This window comes from Acidovorax temperans, from assembly GCF_028596105.1.
Taxonomy (GTDB): Bacteria; Pseudomonadota; Gammaproteobacteria; order Burkholderiales; family Burkholderiaceae_C; genus Acidovorax; species Acidovorax temperans.
Genome location: NZ_CP117193.1, coordinates 2,229,437 through 2,252,482 on the forward strand (window position 1 = coordinate 2,229,437; position 23,046 = coordinate 2,252,482).

Below are 23,046 nucleotides of genomic sequence, written 5' to 3' on the forward strand. Positions count from 1 at the left end.
ATCTTCTCCGGCCCTCAACATCCATCCTGGACAGTGTTATGGCTGCGAGGCAAGTGGCCTTGTATGCAGACACGATTAGAGCGCGTGTTGCCGCATCCAGATGACCCGTGTGAATTCGATGTGAAATCAGTGTGAATATCAGGACACCACACGACACCGAGACACAAAGAAAAACCGCCACAGACTGGGGTTTCCAGTGTGTGGCGGTGTCTTGTGTGGTGGCGGACAGTTGACCATGTGCCGACTGGCCTCCCGAGCTCATGAGCACTGGCGCGGGTTGCTGCGGGTTCGCGCGCAGTTATCCGAAATTTCAGGACAACTGACTTCTATCGCCCATCGTTGATGTTGATGTCACCACTCGTTCAACAGCGATCCTGACTGTTTGAGTACCAAGCTTGCAGGCAGTTATTCGAAAATTTCGAACAACTGTCCAGCATTCGCCTTTTTGAGCATAGAGGTTGATGTACCACGTAGCCGTTTTCCCTCAGTGGTAAACCGGCGTCCCCCCGCCCAGGCCGGCGCTGTAGATGTGTGCGAACACGGCGCCCGCCTTGATGTTGATTTCGTCAGGGTCATAGGCGCTGGCTGGCAGGTGGGCATACAAGTGCTTGATGATCTCTGCCTTCATTTGCGCCTGCACGGTCGCCATACTGCGCAAGCGCTCCAGCGCGAAACGTTGATCGGCCAATTTGCCCAGTAAGTCCTTGGCGACTTTCTTGATCGCTTCACGATCACCCTTGGTGAGTGAATCCTTCTGAAGCAAGTCGAACACGGCCAGTTCAGTTTCGCTATCGAGCCCTTCGCGCAGGTAGCGTTTTTCCTCTTCGCTGCAATCGTCATTGAAGGCAAACAGGTCGTCCATCACCTTCTGTATTTCTGCCGCATCCTTGTCTTTGTTGTATTCCTGAACGATTTCCTGATAACGCTCATAGAGGTCCACACGAGTGGGGTTGCGCGCCACCATCGCAGCCAGGCGTTCCTCGATCTTCTCCATCAAGTTCATCGCCACGACATTCTTGAAGGGGTCTCCTCGTTTTCAGTGCAATAAGTGACGGTACGCAAAGCTAGCACTGGCGCGGGGGTGGTCTGGGTAGACCGTTGATTTCATTGACTTTCCTGTTCGCTTTGTAAACGGGTATGGTGGCCTCCCACTTTTGAGGTTCACGATGCAGGGTTGGCACACAACGTTTTTGGGGATGCGTGGGCTCCCCCGCGATATCAGCGACTTCGAGATGAAGGCATTTTTCACCTTCGATGGTGCCGAGCGCGACGCAATCAATGCACGCCGAGGTGATTCCCACAAGCTTGGTCTGGCGCTCCATATTGGTTTCCTGCGCATGAGTGGGCGTTTGCTCGGTGCCTTTCGGGTAATTCCAGTAGCCTTGTGGCGCCACCTTGGCAACGAGCTTGGCATTGCAGCACCAGAAGTCGCCTCGCTGAGAGCCATGTATGAACGCGGGCGCACGCTATTCGATCACCAACCAGTAGCCTGCACGGTCCTTGGATTCCAGTGGATGAGCGAGCACCAGCGCCGCTCACTGGTACGTGAACTGCGCGACGAAGTGGCGCGCTGCGCCGACCGCGATCAGCTACTCGTGCGGGCGCGTCAATGGCTGTACAAGAACAAGCTGGTGATCGTGCACGAGCGGGCAATTCGGACACTGATTGCGGCGGCACTTGCCCAGCTTGAAGTTGAAACAGGCACCGCCATCGCCGCCAGCGTTGATCCAGCAACACTTGATCGCTGGCGAGCCTCAGTTTCAGAGCTGCGCCCAGATGGACAAACCCAGCAGAGTTGGCTATGGGCTGCACCGGCGAAACACTCAACCCGCCAAATCAGCGAGGTACTGGAGCGCATCGACCTGCTTTACACGCTGGACGTTCATAAGCACCTGGCAGACATCCCCGATCTCATCTTGCGCCGCTACGCGCGCCGACTTGTCTCCAGGCCGCCCTCAGCCGGAGCCAAGATCAAAGAGCCAGCGCGCACCGTGGAGGTCGCATGCTTTCTTCGGTATTGCCTGTTCACCACCACAGACCAGTTGATCCTTATGGTGCAGCGCCGGATCGCCGATCTGTGGCGTCAGGCTGCCGCCGATGTCCCCGCTACCGTCAATTGGGCCGCAATGTACAAAACGCTGCTCGGCGAACTTGTTGCCTTGAGCGCGCAAGGTGCGGTGCCAGATGCTGAGTTGCGTGCCCGTCTTGAAGCCTTGATCACCGAAACCCAGAAACGCAAACCACCGAGCAGGGCCTCCCTGGTCCGCGAGGGATTGATTGATGGAATTCGCCCCGTGCGGTCGTTGCTCGTCGCCATTGCAAAGCTGCCCTGGCAGGCCACCGGCGAGCATCCTGCCATCGAGTACCCTGCCAAGCTGCAAGCTTTATATCTCAAAGGATCCAGAAAGCTGCCAGTTGAAGTGGTGGCACCAAGTCTGGGAATGATCTGGCAGGTTTCGATCTCCAGCCCAGACCGGGAACGGGCGTTTCAGGCGTTGGAGGTGGCCACCCTGTTTGCCCTGCGCCGCGCGGTGCGCAATGGCTCGGTCTGGATTGAGCACAGCCTGAGCTTTCGGGGTCGTGCGCGCTTGTTCTTCACGGACGAGCGTTGGCAGGCAGAGTCCAAGAAACACTATGCCCGTCTATCGTTACCCAGCAAGGCTGCCACTTTCTTGAAGCCTTTGCTGGCCAGAGTAACTGCCGGTGTCGATGCGGTGGCCGCTGCAGCCCGCAGTGGCGTACTGCGCGTGGATGATGAACTCCATTTGTCGCCATTGCCCGCAGAGGACGAAGACCCAGAAGTGACCAAGCTGCGCGCGGCTTTGGATCACCGCATCGGTGAGGTTCAATTGCCGGAAGTGATTCTGGCCGTTGACGCCCAGGTGCGCTTTAGCTGGATCATGCTCGGACGTGAGCCGCGCTCTACCGACGAGCTGCTGATGGTCTATGCCGGCATCATGGCCCACGGCACCAGTCTGACTGCGGTCGAATGCGCGCGCATGATTCCGCAATTGTCTGCCACCAGCATTCGCCAGGCCATGCGCTGGGCGCGGGACGAACGGCGTCTGAGCCAGAGGCCTGCCAGGCTGTGCTGGAATTCATGCAGCGACACCCGATTGCCGCCACCTGGGGGCGGTCCGATTTGGCATCTTCTGACATGATGAGCATGGAGACCACCAAACGGGTGTGGCAAGCCCGGCTTGATCCTCGGCGCAACACACCTTCCATTGGAATCTACTCCCATGTAAAAGACCGGTGGGGCATCTTCCATGCGCAGCCCTTTGTGCTCAATGAGCGCCAGGCGGGCGTGGCCATTGAAGGTGTCATCCGCCAAGAAAAGCTGGAGACCAGCCAGCTTGCTGTGGATACCCATGGCTACACCGACTTTGCCATGTCACATGCCCGTTTGCTTGGTTTTGATCTTTGCCCGCGGTTGAAGGAACTCAAACAGCGCCACCTCTTTGTGCCACGCGGCACCAAAGTGCCCGCAGAAATCGCTGCGGTGTGCGAAGCCAATGTCGACGTCGCTTTGATCGAAAAGCATTGGGATAGTCTGGTGCACCTGGCAGCCTCGGTCATGAGCGGACATGCCAGTGCGGTGGCAGCTCTTGCGCGGTTCGGTTCTGCCGCCCAGGGCGATCCAATCTATGAGGCTGGCGTGCAATTGGGGCGGTTGCTGCGTACGGCGTTTTTGGCTGACTACTTTGTCAAGGACGCTTTCAGGAACGAGTTGCGCCGGGTGCTCAATCGGGGCGAGGCTGTTAACGCCCTCAAGCGCGCCATTTATACCGGCCGGATCAGCCCGGCGCAGGCCAAACGTGTCGATGAAATGCAGGCTGTGGCCGATGCCTTGAGCCTGATGGCCAACATCGTGATGGCGTGGAATACCTCACAGATGCAGGCGGTCCTGGATCGCTGGTCGAACCGCCGCCAGGTCATTCCACCGGAACTGATCGGGAAGATTGCGCCCACCAGGCTGGAGAGCATCAACTTGCGGGGTGTGTTTCGCTTCCCGGTTGACCGCTATGCTGACCAAATCCTGCCTTCGCGGCCAAATGCATCGATAACTGGCACCAATGGATGAAACCGACCACGGTTTGACGCCACGAATCGCAGATTTGAAAGTGAACAGGAAAGTCAATGAAATCAACGATCTACCAACACCACCTCCGCGCCAGTGCTAGCTTTTCGTACCGTCACTTATTGCACTGAAAACGAGGAGACCCCATCGAAGGCGGATGGCTCCCAAGCCACCGACCTACAGCGCGATGCGCTGATTGCGGCTGGTGTCGATTCGGCCCATCTTTACGAAGACCAGGCATCGGGGAAGCGCGAGGATCGGCCTGGTCTGGCAAGCTGCTTGAAGGCGCTGCGCTCAGGCGACACGTTGGTCGTGTGGAAACTGGATCGTCTCGGGCGCGACCTGCGCCATCTGATCAACACCGTGCACGACCTGACCGGACGTGGCATCGGTCTCAAGGTGCTGACGGGGCATGGTGCCGCCATCGACACCACGACGGCTGCCGGTAAACTGGTTTTCGGCATCTTCGCGGCGCTTGCCGAGTTCGAGCGCGAGCTGATTGCCGAGCGCACCGTGGCTGGCCTGGCCTCGGCGCGGGCGCGGGGCCGCAAAGGCGGGCGGCCTTTCAAAATGACCGCCGCCAAGTTGCGCTTGGCGATGGCCGCGATGGGGCAGCCAGAAACCAAGGTCAGTGATCTGTGCCAGGAGCTGGGCATCACCAGGCAGACGCTGTACCGGCATCTCTCGCCCAAGGGAGAGTTGCGTCCGGATGGTGCGAAATTGCTGGGGCATGCCTGACGGCCTTAAGGTCACTCGGTCGTACTCGGACTCCAGAATGCCTGGCGAACAGCCGGTAGTGCCGCAAGTCGTTTGACCAGCGCATCCAGGTCGTCACCATCGACCGACGTGGCCACCAAGGTCGCTTCGATCTCGACATCCTCCTCGCCGAAGGCGTGAATATCGAGGTCTCGCGTCGGATAGCTGCTGCGTTCCAGCTCTTCCTCAAGCTGGGCCATCACCATCTTCTGATGCGCTCGCTCGGCGATCACATAGACGGTATTCGTCACCTCGACCGATTCCACGTCCAGCGGCTTGCGGTTGATGGTGTTGACGATGGGGCGCAGCAGGGTGTTGGCTGCCAGCACGAACAAGGCACCTAATACTGCCTCCACGATCAGGTCGGCACCCGCTGCCGCACCGACTGCCGCTGACCCCCATAGGGTGGCGGCGGTGTTCAGGCCGCGCACATTGCCCTCTTCGCGCATGATCACGCCCGCACCGAGGAAGCCGATGCCGGACACCACATAGGCCATGACATGCACGGCCCCATCGTGACCGTGCAGCCGATTGGCCAAATCAACGAACAAGGCCGCGCCCACGGCCACCAGTACGTTGGTGCGCAGGCCCGCCGTGCGTTGCCGGTACTGCCGCTCGAAGCCGATCAGCCCACCGAGCACGAAGGCTGCGGCCAGGCTGATCAGGGTGTCGAGCAGGGAGGTCAGGTTGATGTTTTGAATTGCCTCCATGCTCGCCTCCTTATTGCCAGCCGTAGCGGCGGAAATAGATGCCCTTCATGGCCTGGGTCAGCCCCATGTACGCCAGCAGGATCATGGGCAGAAACACGAAGTACAGCGGCGGCAGGGCTTGCAGCTTGAAGTAGTGCGCCAACGGCCCCATCGGCAGGAAGATGCCGATGGCCATGATCACCGCCGTCATCACCAGCAGCGGCGTCGCTGCCCGGCTCTGGATGAACGGAATTTTCGGCGTGCGGATCATGTGCACGATCAAGGTCTGGGTCAGCAGGCCGACGATGAACCAGCCGGACTGGAACAGGGTTTGTTCTTCCGGCGTGTTGGCGCTGAACACGAACCACATCATGGCGTAGGTGGTGATGTCGAAGATCGAGCTGATCGGCCCGAAGAACACCATGAAGCGGCCCACATCGCCCGGCTGCCAGCGCTGCGGCTTCTTCAGCAGTTCGTCATCCACATTGTCGAAGGGGATGGCGATCTGGGAGATGTCGTACAGCAGGTTCTGCACCAGCAGGTGCATCGGCAGCATCGGCAGGAAGGGGATGAAGGCCGAGGCCACCAGCACCGAGAACACATTGCCGAAGTTCGAGCTGGCCGTCATCTTGATGTACTTGAGCATGTTGGCGAAGGTGCGGCGGCCTTCCAGCACGCCTTCCTCCAAGACCATCAGGCTCTTTTCCAACAGGATGATGTCGGCGGCTTCTTTGGCGATATCCACCGCCGTGTCCACCGAGATGCCGATGTCGGCTGTGCGCAGCGCCGGCGCGTCATTGATGCCGTCGCCCATGAAGCCAACGACATGGCCGTTGGCTTTCAGCAGGCGCACGATGCGCTCCTTGTGGGAGGGCGTGAGCTTGGCAAAGACGTTGTGGCTTTCCACGGCTTCGGCCAGCACCTTGTCGCTCATGCGCTCGATGTCGCTGCCCAGCAGCACGCCCTGCTGATCCAGCCCGACCTCGCGGCAAATCTTGGCCGTCACCAGCTCGTTGTCGCCGGTCAGCACTTTGACGGTGACGCCATGCTCGGCCAGTGCTTTGAGCGCAGGCGCGGTCGATTCCTTTGGTGGGTCGAGGAAGGCCACATAGCCGATCAGGGTCAGCTCGCGCTCATCGGAAATGCCGTAGGTGTCTTGGGTCGGCGGTACCTCCTTCATCGCCACTGCCACCACGCGCAGCCCCTCTTCGTTCAGCGCGGCGGTGACTTCGCGGATGCGGGCCAGCAGATCGGGCGTCAGCGGCTCCACGGCGTCGCCATGGCGCACCTGCGTGCACACGCTCAGAATTTCTTCGACAGCGCCCTTGGTGACCAGCTCGTGGTGGTCCTCGCGCTCACTCACCACCACCGACATACGGCGGCGGTTGAAGTCGAACGGGATTTCATCGACCTTGCGGTAGTTGTTGGCCGGGTTCAGTTCCTGATGCACTTCCACGTGTTCGAGCACTGCCACGTCCAGCAGATTTTTCAAGCCGGTTTGGTAGTAGCTGTTGAGGTAGGCCGCTTCCAGCACCTCGTCGGACTCCTCGCCCCAGACATCCACATGCCGGGCCAAGAAAATCTTGTCCTGCGTGAGCGTGCCGGTCTTGTCGGTGCACAGCACATCCATCGCACCGAAGTTCTGGATCGCGTCCAGGCGCTTGACGATGACCTTCTTGCGCGACAGGATCACCGCGCCCTTGGCCAGCGTTGAGGTCACGATCATCGGCAGCATCTCGGGCGTGAGGCCCACCGCGATGGACAGCGCGAACAGCAGCGCTTCCATCCAGTCACCTTTGGTGAAGCCGTTGATGAAGAGCACCAGCGGGGCCATCACGAACATGAAGCGGATCAGCAGCCAGCTCACCTTGTTGACGCCGGACTGGAATGCCGTGGGTGCGCGGTCGGTCGCCGTGACGCGGGAAGCCAGCGCGCCGAAGTACGTGGCGTTACCGGTGCCGAGCACCACGGCCGTGGCCGAGCCGGACACTACGTTGGTGCCCATGAACAGGATGTTGTCGAGTTCCAGCGGGTTGATCGCCTTGGCGTCGCGTTGGGTGGCGAACTTCTCCACCGGCATCGACTCCCCGGTCATGGCGGCCTGGGCCACGAACAGATCCTTGGCGCTGAGCACGCGGCAGTCGGCAGGGATCATGTCGCCCGCCGACAGCACAATCAGATCGCCAGGTACCAGCAGCTTGATCGGCAGCTCGATGCGATTGGCATCTTTCACATGCAGATGCGCGCCGTAGTACTGCTCGAAGATCGGCGCGGCATCCTCGGACAGATCACGGCGGATGACGGTGGCCGTGTTGCTGACCATGGCCTTGAGCGCATCGGCGGCCTTGTTGGACTTGGCTTCCTGCCAGAAGCGCAACAAGGTCGAGAGCACGACCATGGTGCCAATCACCACGGTGGCCTTCATATCCTCGGTAAGGTAGGAGATGACGGCCAGCAGCGTCAGCAGCAGGTTGAACGGGTTCTTGTAGCAGTGCCACAGGTGGGTCCACCAAGGCAGCGGCTTCTCGTGCTCAACCTCGTTCAGGCCGACGCGGGTCCGAACGGCCTCGGCCTGCGATTCGGACAAGCCATCGGCGTGGCTGTCCAGTTGCCGCAGCAATGTGGCGGGGTCGGTCGTCGCGGCGCTGACCAGGGTCTGGGTCAGCTCTGGCGGCACTTCGCGGCTGACGCCGGTCTGTGCGAGGGTGTCCAGCAGCGTCAGGCGGCGGAAGTGTCTGGCGAGGTGCCGGGTACGCAGGAAGCCTGCGAACAGCTCTTTCAGCAGTGTGAAGTTCATTCTTGTTCTCCGGGGCGGCCTGCCCGATCCACACTGTTGAAAGCGTGCTCAGGCAGGCAGCCGATATTCAGGGTCTGGCATAGTTTGCTAAGGTTTTGTGACGGTCATGGCATCACGGCAGGAACGGCACCGACAGCAGGCGCAGGCCGATGGAAAACCATCGTTCGCCGCCGCCGTTGCGGTTGCCGTAAGTCGCATCGAGCTGGATGCGATCCGGCACCAGCCAGTGACGCAGACCCAGTTGATGAAAGGGCTTGCCCTGGTTCTGACCGAAGGTCTCGGCGATCAGCCAGGTGCGTTCAGTGAGCTGGGCTTCGGTGCCCAGGCCCCAGGTCAAACGGTTGTGCCGGGGCTCCCCCTCGCGCAGCCAGCCCACATTGGTATGAACGACCACGGCATCGTCGCGGAAGGAAAAGCTGGTCGGCACATAGGCATACCAGTCGCGGGTATCCGCTTGTGGGTGGCGAACCGTACCGACCGCCAAGCCGATGCCCCAGCCATTGGTGTCCATGGTTTTGAACAGGGTCTTGCCCTGCATGACGACATCTGTGGTTTTGGCACTGCCCGCTTCGCGGGTGGAGGCTCCGCCCAGGGTCAGCTCCAGATTGCCGGTGAAGTTGCAAGCCGGAAGCGCCCAGAATTCAGTGCTGTCCGGGTTCTTCTTGACCCAGCTTTCGAGCTGGCACGCCTTGGCATCGACGATGCGGGCGTCGTCGGTAATCATGGGGCGTGCCGCATGGGCGGTGCTGCCTGCCAGCAAAGCGGCACTCAGCAGCGCCGACCGGAGTGGCGGGTAGGCCGCGCCGAAGCGGCCGGGGTGTCGGAAACGGGTCATACGCACAGCGTTCTCCTCTTGGATCGAGGCGAAGCCCTGTCGCGTGCACGGCTCATCGCGTGGCACCTTGGTTGATGCACACGGCAAGCGACGTTCGTGGCCGATCACCTTGGGGCGATCAGCCAATCAGTCGTCTGGGAGGCGAATGACGTGCAGCGGATGCTGCGACGGGTTGCCGCCTCTCGCGTTCGGCGAGACAGCGGCAGGGAGAACCTGCGCGTTATCTTGCCGAGAGGGTGCCGGCGCTTAAAACCGGCTGACTACTGTCACTCGAACAAGTGCCCACTTGGGAACTCCGCAGTTGATGAAGGCCGTAATTCTACTCTCACGGCATTGACTGGACAATCCCCGAACCCAAGAGGTAGAGCAAGCTTCTCCTATTTGCCATAGTGCAGTGCACTTTTGAAAATGTGTGCAATCGCCTTCTGAAAACGACAAACCTGATGTCAGATGCTTGGCGCAAAGCACGTCAGAATAGAGTTGTAGTTTGTATTTATTGACACAAGCCGCCAAGGGTAATGGATTTCATCCTGACACTTTTACCTTTGGAGGCACCTTGCAAGGTCAACGCATTGGCTATATCCGCGTCAGCAGCTTCGACCAGAACCCTGATCGGCAACTGGAGCAAATCGAAGTCGGTAAGGTATTCACCGATAAGGCTTCCGGCAAGGACACGCAACGTCCCGAACTTGAAAGGCTGCTGGCCTTTGTGCGCGAGGGCGACACCGTGGTGGTGCACAGCATGGACAGGTTGGCACGCAATCTCGATGACCTGCGCCGCATCGTTCAGGGGCTGACACAACGGGGCGTGCGGATGGAGTTTGTCAAAGAAGGGCTGGCGTTCACCGGCGATGACTCACCGATGGCCAATTTGATGCTGTCGGTCATGGGGGCTTTTGCGGAGTTCGAGCGCGCACTGATCCGCGAACGCCAGCGCGAGGGAATCGTGCTGGCCAAGCAGCGCGGTGCCTACCGGGGACGAAAGAAATCGCTGAACAGCGAACAAATTGCCAAGTTGAAACAGCGAGTCGCGGCAGGCGATCAAAAAACCTTGGTGGCCCGTGACTTCGGCATCAGTCGCGAAACCTTGTACCAGTACCTGCGGGAAGACTGATCATGCCGCGCCGCTCAATCCTGTCCGCCACCGAGCGCGAAAGCCTGCTGGCACTACCAGATGCCAAAGACGAACTGATACGGCACTACACGTTCAACGAAACCGACCTATCGGTGATCCGCCAGCGTCGCGGCGCTGCGAATCGATTGGGCTTCGCCGTGCAGCTTTGCTACTTGCGATTCCCTGGCATCTTCTTGGGCATCGATGAGCCTCCGTTTCCGCCCCTGTTGCGCATGGTGGCCGCACAACTCAAGGTGCCGGTGGAAAGTTGGAACGATTACGGCCAGCGCGAGCAGACGCGGCGGGAGCACTTGGTCGAGCTGCAAACGGTGTTCGGGTTCAAGCCCTTCACCATGAGTCACTACCGGCAAGCCGTGCATACATTGACCGAGCTGGCCTTGCAGACCGATAAAGGGATTGTGCTGGCCAGCACCCTTGTCGAAAACCTGCGGCGGCAGAGCATCATCCTGCCCGCCATGAATGCCATCGAGCGCGCGAGCGCCGAGGCCATCACCCGTGCCAACCGGCGTATTTACGCGGCGTTGACCGATTCTTTGTTATCGCTCCACCGTCAGCGCCTGGACGAACTTCTCAAGCGCAAGGACGGCAGCAAATTGACGTGGCTGGCATGGCTGCGCCAGTCGCCCGTCAAGCCGAACTCTCGGCATATGCTTGAACACATCGAGCGCCTCAAGGCTTGGCAGGCGCTTGACCTTCCCGCAGGCATCGAGCGACAAGTTCACCAGAACCGCCTGCTCAAGATCGCCCGTGAGGGTGGGCAGATGACGCCTGCCGATCTGGCAAAGTTCGAGATGCAACGACGCTATGCCACTCTGGTTTCGCTGGCCATTGAAGGTATGGCCACCGTCACCGACGAAATCATCGACCTGCACGACCGCATCATTGGCAAACTATTCAACGCCGCCAAGAACAAGCATCAGCAGCAGTTTCAGGCTTCCGGCAAGGCGATCAATGACAAGGTGCGGATGTATGGCCGCATCGGCCAAGCCTTGCTGGAAGCCAAACAGAGCGGCGGCGATCCGTTCGCCGCCATCGAGGCCGTAATGCCGTGGGATACCTTCGCCGCCAGCGTCACGGAGGCGCAAAAGCTCGCGCAGCCGGAGAGCTTCGACTTTCTGCATCGCATCGGTGAAAGCTACGCCACGTTGCGCCGCTACGCGCCGCAGTTCCTGGACGTACTTAAGTTACGGGCGGCACCAGCCGCCAAGGGCGTACTCGATGCCATCGAGGTGCTTCGCGGCATGAACAGCGACAACGCCCGCAAGGTGCCCGCCGACGCGCCGACCGCATTCATCAAGCCACGCTGGGCGAAACTGGTGCTCACGGACGATGGCATTGACCGGCGCTACTACGAGCTGTGCGCCCTGTCAGAGCTAAAGAACGCGCTGCGATCAGGCGATTTCTGGGTGCAGGGTTCGCGCCAGTTCAAGGACTTTGATGAGTACCTGGTGCCGGCCGAGAAGTTCGCTACTCTGAAGCTGGCCAACGAATTGTCGCTGGCAGTGGCCACCGATTGCGATCAGTATTTGCACGACCGACTGGCATTGCTGGAACAGCAGCTTGCCACCGTCAACCGCATGGCGGCGGCCAATGATCTGCCGGATGCCATCATTACCGAGTCCGGCCTGAAGATCACGCCGCTGGACGCGGCGGTGCCGGAGACCGCACAAGCCCTAATCGACCAGTCGGCGATGCTGCTGCCACACGTCAAGATTACCGAACTGCTGATGGAAGTTGATGAGTGGACAGGCTTCACCCGGCATTTCACGCATCTGAAGACCGGCGACACGGCCAAGGACAAAACCTTGCTGCTGACGACGATCCTGGCTGATGGCATCAATCTCGGGCTAACCAAGATGGCCGAGTCCTGCCCAGGCACGACTTACGCCAAGCTGTCGTGGCTGCAAGCCTGGCACATCCGGGATGAAACGTACTCAACGGCGCTGGCCGAACTGGTCAACGCGCAGTTCCGGCAATCCTTTGCCGGAAACTGGGGCGATGGCACCACGTCATCGTCGGATGGCCAAAATTTCAGAACCGGCAGCAAAGCGGAGAGCACCGGGCATATCAACCCGAAGTATGGAAGCAGTCCAGGCCGGACGTTTTATACCCATATCTCCGACCAGTACGCGCCCTTCAGCACCAAGGTAGTCAACGTCGGCGTGCGTGATTCAACCTATGTGCTCGATGGCCTGCTGTACCACGAGTCGGACTTGCGGATCGAGGAGCACTACACCGACACAGCGGGCTTTACCGATCATGTCTTCGGCCTGATGCACCTACTGGGCTTCCGATTCGCGCCACGTATCCGAGACCTGGGCGACACCAAGCTATTCATCCCAAAGGGCGATGCCGCCTATGACGCGCTCAAGCCGGTGATTAGCAGCGACCGGCTGAACATCAAGCAGATACGCGCCCATTGGGATGAAATCTTGCGGTTCGCCACTTCGATCAAGCAGGGTACGGTGACGGCCTCGCTGATGTTGCGCAAGCTCGGCAGCTATCCGCGTCAGAACGGACTGGCCGTTGCACTGCGCGAGCTGGGGCGCATTGAGCGCACGCTGTTCATACTGGATTGGCTGCAAAGCGTGGAGCTGCGCCGCCGCGTGCAGGCCGGACTCAACAAAGGCGAGGCGCGCAACGCGCTGGCCAGGGCGGTGTTCTTCAACCGACTGGGCGAAATCCGCGACCGCAGTTTTGAGCAACAACGCTACCGGGCCAGCGGCCTCAATCTGGTAACGGCGGCCATCGTGCTTTGGAACACGGCCTATCTGGAACGGGCAACCAATGCTTTGAACGGGCACGGCAAACCGGTAGACGAGACGCTGTTTCAATACCTGTCACCGCTGGGGTGGGAACACATCAATCTGACCGGCGATTACCTCTGGCGCAGCAGCACCAAGGTCGGCGCAGGCAAGTTCAGACCGTTGCGACCACTGCCACCGGCTTAACGTGCTTTATTTTCCGTTTTCTGAGACGATCCCCACTTCAGCCATGGAAACGACAAGCCCAGAGACCACAACAGCCCCCGAGCCATCGGCCATTGCCGCGCCCGCACGCTGGTGGCGCAAGTGGTGGCGCAGCCTATCGCCCACGCGCCAGGACCGGTTTGCCGCCCTGGCACCCCTGGCTGCGGTGATGATGTTTCTGGCCGCCATCGTGGCCGCGTTCTGGTATCTGCGCGCGGAGGAGGCCGAGCGCGAGCAAGAAGCCCTTCGCCGTGACGTGGAATATGCGCAGCAGCGGGTTCGCCTGCGCCTGCTGGAACGCCAGGAACAACTGATGCGCATTGCCCGCGACATCTCCAACCAGGAGCTGGAGCGTGCGGAATTTGTGAACAGGGCCGAGGCCCTCATCAGCCAATACCCCGAGCTGCAGGCCATCACCTGGATTGATGAGCGCCGAAAGATTCGCGCCAGCCATGCGGCGCCCACGCTGTCGAGCCAGCAGTTGCGGGTGGCGGGCGAGTTGCTCAAGCCTGGAGAGACCGCAGACACCTACGGCCTGGCCCGTGACCTGCAGCAACCGGTTTACGCCCAGCCAGCTGCCGCGAAGGGGGATGCGTCGCCCTTGCTGCAATTGCAGGTGCCTTTGAACAACCAGGGTAAGTTCGCAGGCGTCGTGCTGGGCGAGTACTCCATCGACAGCCTGCTGCGCTATGGCACTCCTACCGAAGTGCTGGCGCGCTATGCCGTTACGTTGATGGATGCCCGTGGCCAGGTGCTGGCAGGTACCCCCCTGCCTCCGCGCAACCCTGCCACCCAGTTACTGCCCTGGACGCCCAAGGCCAACGAATACGAAGTGCCGGTGTCTCCCGTCGGCAATGGGTTGGTGCTGCGTGCGCAGGCTTACCGCACCTCGCTGGGCGTGGTGGGTAGCGGCTTGTTCTGGCTGGTGGGCACTTTGAGCGCCATGACGGCCTGGATGCTGATTGCCACCTGGCGCCACACCCGCAGGCGCATGCAGGCGCAGCAAGCCCTGGTGGCTGAGACCAACTTCCGTCGCGCCATGGAAAACTCCATCCTGACCGGGATGCGCGCGCTGGACATGGAAGGACGCATCACCTACGTGAACGCGGCGCTGTGCCAGATGACTGGCTGGAGCGAAGCCGAACTGGTGGGCCTGAAGCCCCCCTACCCCTACTGGCCCAAGGAAGACCATGAATCCCTGCATGCCAAGCTGCGCGACGAGCTGAGCGGCCGCAGCGGGTCCGGCGGATTCCAGGTGCGCGTGCAGCGCAAAAACGGCACGCTGTTCGATGCCCGCTTGTATGTCTCGCCCCTGATTGACGCCCACGGCCAGCAAACCGGGTGGATGACGTCGATGACCGACATCACCGAGCCCAACCGCGTGCGCCAGCAACTCACGGCTGCGCATGAGCGTTTCACCATCGTGCTGGAGTCGCTGGACGCCTCGGTGTCGGTGGCGCCGCTGGGCAGCGAAGAACTGCTGTTTGCCAACAAGCTCTATCGCCAATGGTTCGGATCCCAGACGGCGGGGCACTTGCAACTGGTGGCCCAGGCCGGTGTGCTGCCGGTCGCCAGCAACAGCGGGGTGGATGACGAAGATGGCCTGATGGGGCTGCCCACCGACCCGTTGACCAGCGCGCGGTCTGAAAACGCCGAGATTTACCTGCCCGACCTGGGCAAATGGCTGGAAGTACGCTCACGCTACCTGAACTGGGTGGACGGCCGCTTGGCTCAGATGGTCATTGCCACCGATATCACCCCCCGTCGCCTGGCTGAAGAGCAAGCCGAGCGCCAGGCGGAGCGCGCCCAATCGGTCAGCCGCCTCATCACCATGGGTGAAATGGCCTCCAGCGTGGCGCATGAACTCAACCAACCGCTCACCGCCATCAACAATTACTGTTCGGGCATGGTCTCGCGCATCCAAAGTGGGCAGATCACGGAAGAAGCGTTGTTGTCGGCACTGCAAAAAACCGCCCACCAGGCGCAGCGTGCGGGCCAAATCATCCAGCGCATCCGCGCCTTTGTGAAAAAGAGCGAACCCAACCGCACGTTGGCCGACGTGCACAGCATGGTGTCTGAAGCCGTGGAGCTGGCAGACATTGAACTGCGCCGTCACAACGTGCGCCTCACCCACTACATTGCAGCCCGCCTGCCCCCCGTGATGGCCGACACCATCCTGATCGAGCAGGTCTTGGTCAACCTGATGAAGAACGGCGCCGAGTCCATCCAGCATGCGCAGCGCCCTCCTTCGGGCCGCAGTGTGGAGTTGCGCGTGGTTCCCAAGCACACGGACGAAGGCGAGGTTGTCGAATTTTCGGTGCAGGACACGGGCAAAGGCCTGGCCCCTGAAGTGCTGGAGCGGCTGTTTGAAGCCTTCTTCTCCACCAAGCAGGAAGGCATGGGCATGGGCCTGAATTTGTGCCGCAGCATCGTCGAGTCCCACCAGGGAAGGATGCAGGCGCAGAACATCTACAATGGAACGGACGTCGTTGGCTGCCGGTTCTCCTTCTGGCTTCCGCTGGCAAAGCCTGCCGATGACACTACAAACTCTGTAGCAAACGAGCAAACTCCGAGGACAATTGCATGAGCTTGATTCCGAAAAAAGGCACTGTTTACGTTGTAGATGATGACGAGGCCGTGCGCGATTCGCTGCAATGGCTGCTGGAGGGCAAGGATTACCGCGTACGCTGCTTTGATTCGGCTGAGACCTTCCTCTCGCGCTATGACCCGCGCGAAGTGGCCTGCCTGATTGTGGACATCCGCATGGGCGGCATGACGGGCCTTGAATTGCAAGACCGGTTGATCGAGCGCAAGTCGCCTCTGCCCATCGTTTTCATCACCGGCCACGGCGATGTGCCCATGGCGGTGAACACCATGAAAAAAGGCGCGCTGGATTTCATCCAGAAGCCTTTTGATGAAGAAGAACTGCTGGGCTTGGTTGAGCGCATGCTGGACCATGCCCGCGAAGCTTTTGCGGGCTTTCAGCAAGCCGCCAGCCGCGATGCCCTGCTCTCCAAGCTCACCAGCCGCGAAGCGCAGGTGCTCGAACGCATCGTTGCAGGCCGCCTGAACAAGCAGATCGCCGACGACCTGGGCATCAGCATCAAGACCGTGGAGGCGCACCGTGCCAACATCATGGAAAAGCTCAATGCCAACACCGTGGCCGATCTGCTGAAAATTGCTCTGGGCCAGAACGCGCCCAAGGCCTGATTGCTCCTATTTTCATAGCTGCCTGCGCTTATCCAATCTGCGCTGGCAGCTGTTTTTAGGCTCTTCTAGCGAATGCTAGTGATGCACTCGATAAATGTCGTACGTCGAAATCGTCGTTTACAGACGTGCGGCGATTTCCATCACTACTATTCGCTAGAAGAGCCTGTTTTTATTTGTAAAACAGAATGACTGCTCAACTCATCGACGGCAACGCCCTCTCCCGCCAACTGCGCACCCAAGTGGCCGAACGTGCCGCTGCCCTCAAAGCCCGGGGGGTGACTCCCGGCTTGGCGGTGATCCTGGTCGGCGACAACCCGGCCAGCCAGGTGTACGTGCGCAACAAGGTCAAGGCCTGCGAAGACAGTGGTTTGTACTCTGTGCTGGAAAAGCACGATGCCAGCATGACCGAGGCAGAGCTGCTGGCGCGTGTAGAGGCGCTGAACAACGACCCCAGCATCCACGGCATCCTGGTGCAATTGCCGTTGCCTGCCCACATTGATGCACAAAAGGTGATCGAAGCCATCTCCCCCGCCAAGGACGTGGACGGGTTCCACATTGCCAGCGCAGGCGCACTGATGACCGGCATGCCTGGCTTCTGGCCCTGCACGCCGTACGGCTGCATGAAGATGCTGGAGAGCATTGGCTACGACCTCAAGGGCAAGCACGCGGTGGTGATTGGCCGCAGCAATATCGTGGGCAAGCCCATGGCCTTGATGCTGCTGCAAAAAGACGCCACCGTCACCATTTGCCACTCGCGCACGGCTGACCTCAAGGCCCAGACCCTGCAGGCTGATGTGATCGTCGCCGCCGTGGGCAAGCGCAACGTGCTGACTGCCGACATGGTCAAGCCCGGCGCCGTGGTGCTGGACGTGGGCATGAACCGCAACGACGAAGGCAAGCTCTGCGGTGATGTGGACTTTGAAGGCGTGAAGGCCGTAGCCGGCCACATCACCCCTGTGCCCGGTGGCGTGGGCCCCATGACCATCACCATGCTGCTGGTCAACACCATGGAAGCCGCAGAGCGCGCTGCCGGTTAATTCGGGCAGAAATCCTTTTCGGCTGCATTGCAACTTGAACCTGCGCGCTGCGCCGCTATCTACATCCGCATGAGCAACGCCCTTCTCGACTTCTCCGCCCTGCCCGCGTTTGATCGCATCCAGCCTGCCGACGTCGGCCCCGCCGTCGATGCGCTGCTGGAAAAAGCGAACGCAGCGCTTGAAACCGTGACCGCGCCGGACTTTCCGGCCGAATGGAACGCCATTGCCAAGGTGCTGGATGTTGCCACCGAGCAATTGGGCATTGCCTGGGGCAGCGTGAGCCACCTCAACAGCGTGGCCGATACGCCGGAGCTGCGTGCGGCCTACAACGCGGCACTGCCACAGGTCACCGAGTTTTGGACACGCCTGGGTGCGGATGAGCGCCTGTACGCCAAGTACAAGGCCATTGACCCCGCCACGCTCAACGCCGAGCAGCAGCGTGCTCACCACAACGCCATTCGCAATTTTGTGTTGAGCGGCGCTGAACTGACTGGCCCCGCCAAAGAGCGCTTCGCGCAAATCCAGGAGCGCCAGGCAGAGTTGAGCCAGAAGTTCAGCGAAAACGCCCTGGATGCGACGGATGCCTTTGCCTACTACGCCACTGCCGAAGAACTGGAAGGCGTACCGGCCGATGTGCAGCAGGCTGCGCTGGCCGCTGCCAAGGCCGAGGGTAAAGATGGCTACAAGCTCACGCTGAAGATGCCTTGCTACCTGCCGGTCATGCAATTCGCCCAACGTGCGGATCTGCGTGAAAAGCTCTACCGCGCTTTCGTGACACGCGCTTCCGAACAAGCCGAGGGCGATGCCCGCAAGTTTGACAACACCGCGCTGATCAACGAAATCCTGGCACTGCGCAAGGAAGAAGCGCAGCTGCTGGGCTACGCCAATTTTGGCGAGGTGTCTGTGGTGCCGAAGATGGCGAAGTCGCCCGCCGAAGTCATTCACTTCTTGCGTGACTTGGCCCACCGTGCACGTCCTTACGCTGAAAAAGACGTGGCTGACATGCGCGAATTTGCCCGCGCGGAGCTGGGTCTTGCAGCGCCTGAAGCCTGGGATTGGCCCTACATTGCTGAAAAGCTCAAGGAGGCACGCTACGCCTTCAGCGAGCAAGAGGTCAAGCAGTACTTCACAGCCCCCAAAGTGCTGGCGGGGCTGTTCAAGATCATCGAAACGTTGTTTGAGGTAGCAATTCGCCGTGACAGCGCACCCGTGTGGCATCCCTCGGTGGAGTTTTACCGCATTGAACGCAACGGTGAACTGGTAGGCCAGTTCTACCTGGACCAGCCCGCCCGTACCGGCAAGCGCGGCGGCGCCTGGATGGATGACGTGCGCACCCGCTGGTTGCGCCCGGATACCGGCAAGCTGCAAACCCCCGTAGCCCATCTGGTCTGCAACTTTGCCGATGGCGTGGATGGCAAACCTGCGCTGCTGACGCACGACGACGTCATCACCCTGTTCCATGAGTTTGGCCACGGCCTGCACCACATGCTCACGCAGGTGAACGAGCGCGACGTGTCGGGCATTGGCGGTGTGGAATGGGATGCAGTGGAGTTGCCCAGCCAGTTCATGGAAAATTTCTGCTGGGAATGGGATGTCCTCAAGCACATGACGGCTCACGTCGAGACCGGAGAGTCGTTGCCCCGCGCGTTGTTTGACAAGATGATTGCCGCCAAGAATTTCCAGGCAGGCATGCAGACACTGCGCCAGATTGAATTTGCCCTGTTTGACATGCTGCTGCACACCGAGCACGACCCAGCCAATGACGTGATGCCTTTGCTGGCCAAGGTGCGCAATGAAGTGGCCGTCTTGCAGCCTCCGGCCTTCAGCCGCACGCCCCACACCTTCAGCCATATTTTTGCGGGCGGTTACGCGGCGGGCTATTACAGCTACAAGTGGGCCGAGGTCTTGAGTGCCGATGCCTACGCAGCCTTTGAAGAAACGGTGGGGGCTGACGGCCAGCCGAGCATTGAAACAGGTCGCCGCTATCGCAAGGCAATTCTGGAAGCAGGCGGTAGCCGCCCAGCCATGGAGTCATTCAAAGAATTCCGTGGCCGTGAGCCGCAACTGGACGCCCTGCTGCGCCACCAGGGAATGAGCCAATAAGCCCCATTCCTGGGATACAGCCCTTCTTGAGGAGAAACCATATGCTGCCCAAAGTTTTGTCTTTGTCCCTGATGCTTGCATTGCTGTCGATGGGGGCCCATGCGCAAACCGTCTACCGCATCGTTGGCCCTGACGGGAAGGTGACGTTCTCTGACCGGGCCCCCGATACGGCCGCCAAACCGGCGCAAACGACAGCAGGTACGCCCGGTAGCTCCTCTGCTGCGGGCGCAGGTCTGCCCTTTGAACTGGGCAAAGTGGCAGCGCGTTTTCCGGTCACTCTGTACACCGGCCAGAACTGCGCGCCCTGCGATACGGCGCGGCGCATGCTGGAAGCCCGGGGTGTGCCTTTCTCTGAACGCACGATCAACACGTCGGAAGACCTGCAAGCCCTGACGAAGCTGGGCAGCGATTCGAGCTTGCCTTTCGCCACCATTGGCGGGCAGCAACTGTCGGGTTTCTCGGATTCGGAATGGAACTCCTACCTTGACGCAGCGGGTTACCCAAAGACTTCGCAGTTGCCCAGCAACTACCGCCGTCCTGCAGCAACTCCGCTGACACCACCCAAGCCAGCGCCTGCTGCGGCAGCGGCTGATACGGCTCCTGCTGCGACCGAAACTGTGCGTCGATTGGCCCGCCCCCCTGTGGCCGCACCCGATCCGAATGCCCCCAACCCGAACAACCCTGCGGGAATCAAGTTCTGATAACACTCAGGTTGTAAACAAAAAGGGGTGCCTTCTGGCACCCCTTTTTTGCAGCTGACTGTTGATCGGCGCAGATCAATAAATCAAGGTTTGCACCCCTTGGGCGGTGCCCAGCAAGCACACGGCCGCCTTCTGGTGGGCAAAAACGCCCACAGTCACCACGCCAGGCCACTGGTTCACTTGCGATTCAAATTCCAGCGGGTTGTGAATGGAGAGGCCCGTGACATCCAGGATGTGCTGGCCGTTGTCGGTCACGAGGGGCTTGCCATCTTTCAGCCGCACCTTGGCCACCCCGCCCATGGCTTCAAAGCGGCGGGCAATGTGCTGTGTGGCCATGGGGATGACTTCCACCGGCAACGGAAACTTGCCCAGCGCCTCCACGCGCTTGGACTCGTCTGCGATGCAAACAAACCGCTGCGCCAGGGCGGCCACGATTTTTTCACGGGTCAAGGCAGCACCACCGCCCTTGATCATGTTGCCGTTACCGTCGATTTCGTCTGCACCATCGATGTACACCGACAGAGACTGCACTTCGTTCGCATCAAACACTGGAATACCCAAAGCCTGAAGACGTTCGGTGCTGGCCACAGAGCTGGATACAGCCCCCTTGATGGTCGACTTGATACTGGCTAAAGCATCAATGAACTTGTTGACGGTGGAGCCCGTGCCCACGCCCACGATGTCGCCGGGCACCACGTATTGCAGCGCGGCTTGGCCTACCAGGGTCTTGAGTTCGTCTTGGGTGAGTGATGAAGGTGTCGTCATGGGAGAAAATCAAAGGTAATTCTTCAATTATCGTTCCATGTCTCTCATCCCCTACTCCCTCACCCGCTCCTTTCTGTTTGGCATGGACCCGGAGGCCGCGCATGACCTGACCATGGACATGCTGGCCAAGGGGCAACGAACCCCGTTGCAGTGGGCCTGGTGCCAAACGCGTGTGGACGACCCTGTGGAACTGGCCGGTTTGCGATTTCCGAATCGGGTGGGAATGGCTGCAGGGCTGGACAAAAACGCCCGGTGCATCGACGCCTTGGGAGCCATGGGCTTTGGCTTTGTGGAGGTGGGTACCGTCACCCCCAAGCCCCAGCCAGGCAACCCCAAGCCGCGCATGTTCAGACTGCCCGAGGCCCGTGCACTGATCAACCGCCTGGGGTTCAACAATGAGGGCCTTGATGCATTCATCCACAACGTGCAGCGGGCTCAGTTCCGCAAGCAGCATTGCGCAACACCCATGTTGCTGGGGCTGAACATTGGCAAAAACGCCAGCACGCCCATCGAAAATGCCACCAGCGACTATCTTGCGTGCCTGGATGGCGTATACCCGCATGCCGATTACGTGACCGTCAATATCAGCTCGCCCAACACGCAAAACCTGCGGGCTCTGCAAAGCGATGAAGCACTGGATGTTTTGCTGGGAGCCATTGCCGAGCGGCGCGAGTGGCTGGCGAACCAGGAGTTGCCACACGCAGGTAGCGCTGGACGCACCAAACGCAGGGTCCCTATTTTTGTGAAGATTGCTCCCGATCTGGACGAGGTACAGGTCGGGGTGATTGCCAGCACCCTGCAACGCCATGGCATGGACGGAGTGATCGCCACCAACACCACCATCGCGCGCGATGCCGTGCAGGGCATGCCCCACTCCACAGAAACGGGTGGTCTCAGCGGAGCGCCGGTGCTGGAGGCCAGCAACCGTGTGATTCGTCAGCTCAGAGCAGCGCTGGGCCGTGACTTTCCGATTGTGGGTGTCGGCGGCATCATGAGTGCCAAAGATGCCGTTAGCAAAATCGAGGCGGGTGCCGACGTGGTGCAGATCTACACCGGGCTGATTTATGAAGGCCCTGCACTGGTAGAGCAGGCCGCCAAGGCCATCAAGGCTTCACGGATTAAACGCTGAAGTTAGCAGTGCAGTGGTGGGTCTGTGGAAAGACCCGGCTGCATGCGAATTGCTGGCCGCAATACTGGCCTGGCCTCACTTGCAGCGGGCGCCCTGTTCTGGCGTGATCAGCGGCGAAAGCGCAATATCCAAGGTAGCGCGACGCTGGCCCAGCGCACGAGGCGGCTGGGGCCAAGTGCCATTGCAGCGCCTGCCAAAGCGACCACTGCCGCTGGATGCTGCTTGGCAAATGCCACACAGCGCAGTACGAGTGAATCGTCGCCAATTCCAGCAGCACCGGCCTCCGCAGCGCTGTTGGCTTGCGCATAGGCCTTGCGGCGGGCCTGAATCCGTTCCCGCTGCGCAGCGATCCGATGGAGAATCTTTTGCTGTGCAGGCGTGGCAGGCCCCTGAGGCTCCTCTGGATGCATAGAAGGGGTTGGGTCACTCATAGCATATCCTTGATGTCACGCCAGTCCTGCGCAAGCTCGCGGCGCGTTAAAGGAAATCCGTCTTCCGCCCGCTGTACGCTGCGCAGTAGCGCGACGAGCAGGCCAAGCCAAGCGGCCAACCAAACCCCGGCCACCACCCAGCCCGCAACGCTGCGGTACGGGGTGTCCCAAAACTGGACGAGCACGGCCATGGAGACCATCACCATGCTCACCACGGTCAATCCAGCCACCGCCATGGCCAGCGCCAATACGCGCCGGATGTAGCGTTTTTGGTCTTGCCACTCCAGCTTGGCCAGCTCCATGCGGTCTTCCACCGCGATGGCGCCTTCAATCGCCGCCACACGCCAACGGGCGACGATCACATCCAGCCCTAACAAAGCCAGCCAATTCATAGCATGCTGTAGATCG

The 23,046-nt window shown here is 60.5% G+C and carries 15 protein-coding genes and 1 pseudogene; 10 read left to right on the forward strand and 6 right to left on the reverse strand.

Translation table 11 applies throughout. The features are described 5' to 3' along the window. Positions 1–484: 484 nt before the first annotated feature. Positions 485–1,003 carry a hypothetical protein gene (locus tag PQV96_RS10565; protein WP_273625207.1) on the reverse strand — a complete coding sequence of 173 codons (519 nt, stop codon included), beginning with the start codon at positions 1,001–1,003 and terminating at the stop codon, positions 485–487. Positions 1,004–1,166: 163 nt separating this feature from the next. On the opposite strand from PQV96_RS10565, the pseudogene PQV96_RS10570 reads away from it, so the two are divergent. Both PQV96_RS10570 and PQV96_RS10575 read left to right on the forward strand, forming a co-directional pair. Next, positions 1,167–4,084: pseudogene (locus PQV96_RS10570) on the forward strand (Tn3-like element IS1071 family transposase). 93 nt (positions 4,085–4,177) lie between these two features. Then, on the forward strand, positions 4,178–4,819 hold the full coding sequence (locus PQV96_RS10575) for a recombinase family protein (RefSeq protein ID WP_273625208.1): 642 nt from the start codon (positions 4,178–4,180) through the stop codon (positions 4,817–4,819). An 11-nt stretch (positions 4,820–4,830) separates the two neighbouring features. On the opposite strand, the gene PQV96_RS10580 is transcribed toward PQV96_RS10575, so the two are convergent. The 3 genes from PQV96_RS10580 to PQV96_RS10590 form a co-directional block, all read right to left on the reverse strand. Further along, positions 4,831–5,547, reverse strand: coding sequence for an MgtC/SapB family protein (locus tag PQV96_RS10580; protein ID WP_059401176.1), 717 nt, complete (start codon positions 5,545–5,547; stop codon positions 4,831–4,833). A 10-nt stretch (positions 5,548–5,557) separates the two neighbouring features. Next, on the reverse strand, positions 5,558–8,323 hold the full coding sequence (mgtA, locus tag PQV96_RS10585; RefSeq protein WP_059401175.1) for a magnesium-translocating P-type ATPase: 2,766 nt from the start codon (positions 8,321–8,323) through the stop codon (positions 5,558–5,560). 112 nt (positions 8,324–8,435) lie between these two features. Further along, positions 8,436–9,158 (reverse strand): hypothetical protein, encoded by a 723-nt coding sequence (locus tag PQV96_RS10590; protein WP_059401174.1) that lies wholly within the window; start codon positions 9,156–9,158, stop codon positions 8,436–8,438. A gap of 556 nt (positions 9,159–9,714) precedes the next feature. Here PQV96_RS10590 and PQV96_RS10595 point away from each other — a divergent pair. The 7 genes from PQV96_RS10595 (at position 9,715) to PQV96_RS10625 (ending at position 20,313) form a co-directional block, all read left to right on the forward strand. Continuing rightward, complete coding sequence (locus PQV96_RS10595) at positions 9,715–10,272, forward strand: recombinase family protein (RefSeq protein WP_004213590.1); 558 nt, start codon at positions 9,715–9,717, stop codon at positions 10,270–10,272. Between the two features lie 2 nt (positions 10,273–10,274). Beyond that, positions 10,275–13,244, forward strand: a complete 2,970-nt coding sequence (locus tag PQV96_RS10600; protein WP_273625209.1) for a Tn3 family transposase — start codon at positions 10,275–10,277, stop codon at positions 13,242–13,244. A gap of 43 nt (positions 13,245–13,287) precedes the next feature. Beyond that, on the forward strand, positions 13,288–15,849 hold the full coding sequence (locus tag PQV96_RS10605; protein WP_273625210.1) for a PAS domain S-box protein: 2,562 nt from the start codon (positions 13,288–13,290) through the stop codon (positions 15,847–15,849). Then, complete coding sequence (locus tag PQV96_RS10610; RefSeq protein ID WP_044396750.1) at positions 15,846–16,472, forward strand: response regulator transcription factor; 627 nt, start codon at positions 15,846–15,848, stop codon at positions 16,470–16,472. The genes PQV96_RS10605 and PQV96_RS10610 overlap by 4 nt, the downstream gene beginning before the upstream one ends. 185 nt (positions 16,473–16,657) lie before the next feature. Then, on the forward strand, positions 16,658–17,509 hold the full coding sequence (gene folD, locus PQV96_RS10615) for a bifunctional methylenetetrahydrofolate dehydrogenase/methenyltetrahydrofolate cyclohydrolase FolD (protein ID WP_044396751.1): 852 nt from the start codon (positions 16,658–16,660) through the stop codon (positions 17,507–17,509). Positions 17,510–17,578: 69 nt separating this feature from the next. Beyond that, complete coding sequence (locus PQV96_RS10620) at positions 17,579–19,612, forward strand: M3 family metallopeptidase (RefSeq protein WP_273625211.1); 2,034 nt, start codon at positions 17,579–17,581, stop codon at positions 19,610–19,612. Between the two features lie 41 nt (positions 19,613–19,653). Further along, positions 19,654–20,313, forward strand: a complete 660-nt coding sequence (locus PQV96_RS10625; protein ID WP_207373306.1) for a DUF4124 domain-containing protein — start codon at positions 19,654–19,656, stop codon at positions 20,311–20,313. Between the two features lie 75 nt (positions 20,314–20,388). Here PQV96_RS10625 and rpiA read toward each other — a convergent pair whose 3' ends face one another. Further along, the gene (gene rpiA / locus PQV96_RS10630) at positions 20,389–21,078 is read right to left on the reverse strand and encodes a ribose-5-phosphate isomerase RpiA (protein ID WP_066692994.1); all 690 of its coding nucleotides are present in this window, start codon (positions 21,076–21,078) and stop codon (positions 20,389–20,391) included. A gap of 37 nt (positions 21,079–21,115) precedes the next feature. Between rpiA and PQV96_RS10635 the strand changes: the two genes are divergently transcribed. Next, positions 21,116–22,207: a quinone-dependent dihydroorotate dehydrogenase gene (locus tag PQV96_RS10635; protein WP_066692997.1), complete on the forward strand. Its 1,092-nt coding sequence runs from the start codon at positions 21,116–21,118 to the stop codon at positions 22,205–22,207. 427 nt (positions 22,208–22,634) lie between these two features. Here PQV96_RS10635 and PQV96_RS10640 read toward each other — a convergent pair whose 3' ends face one another. After that, positions 22,635–23,030 (reverse strand): phage holin family protein, encoded by a 396-nt coding sequence (locus tag PQV96_RS10640; protein ID WP_066693003.1) that lies wholly within the window; start codon positions 23,028–23,030, stop codon positions 22,635–22,637. Between the last annotated feature and the right edge of the window lie 16 nt (positions 23,031–23,046).

Bases quoted from the DNA above. Each gene is read 5' to 3' on its own strand.
- PQV96_RS10565 (WP_273625207.1), bottom strand. From the start codon at position 1,003: ATGAACTTGATGGAGAAGATCGAGGAACGCCTGGCTGCGATGGTGGCG.
- PQV96_RS10580 (WP_059401176.1), bottom strand. From the start codon at position 5,547: ATGGAGGCAATTCAAAACATCAACCTGACCTCCCTGCTCGACACCCTG.
- mgtA (WP_059401175.1), bottom strand. From the start codon at position 8,323: ATGAACTTCACACTGCTGAAAGAGCTGTTCGCAGGCTTCCTGCGTACC.
- PQV96_RS10590 (WP_059401174.1), bottom strand. From the start codon at position 9,158: ATGACCCGTTTCCGACACCCCGGCCGCTTCGGCGCGGCCTACCCGCCA.
- PQV96_RS10600 (WP_273625209.1), top strand. From the start codon at position 10,275: ATGCCGCGCCGCTCAATCCTGTCCGCCACCGAGCGCGAAAGCCTGCTG.
- PQV96_RS10605 (WP_273625210.1), top strand. From the start codon at position 13,288: ATGGAAACGACAAGCCCAGAGACCACAACAGCCCCCGAGCCATCGGCC.
- PQV96_RS10610 (WP_044396750.1), top strand. From the start codon at position 15,846: ATGAGCTTGATTCCGAAAAAAGGCACTGTTTACGTTGTAGATGATGAC.
- folD (WP_044396751.1), top strand. From the start codon at position 16,658: ATGACTGCTCAACTCATCGACGGCAACGCCCTCTCCCGCCAACTGCGC.
- PQV96_RS10620 (WP_273625211.1), top strand. From the start codon at position 17,579: ATGAGCAACGCCCTTCTCGACTTCTCCGCCCTGCCCGCGTTTGATCGC.
- PQV96_RS10625 (WP_207373306.1), top strand. From the start codon at position 19,654: ATGCTGCCCAAAGTTTTGTCTTTGTCCCTGATGCTTGCATTGCTGTCG.
- rpiA (WP_066692994.1), bottom strand. From the start codon at position 21,078: ATGACGACACCTTCATCACTCACCCAAGACGAACTCAAGACCCTGGTA.
- PQV96_RS10635 (WP_066692997.1), top strand. From the start codon at position 21,116: ATGTCTCTCATCCCCTACTCCCTCACCCGCTCCTTTCTGTTTGGCATG.
- PQV96_RS10640 (WP_066693003.1), bottom strand. From the start codon at position 23,030: ATGAATTGGCTGGCTTTGTTAGGGCTGGATGTGATCGTCGCCCGTTGG.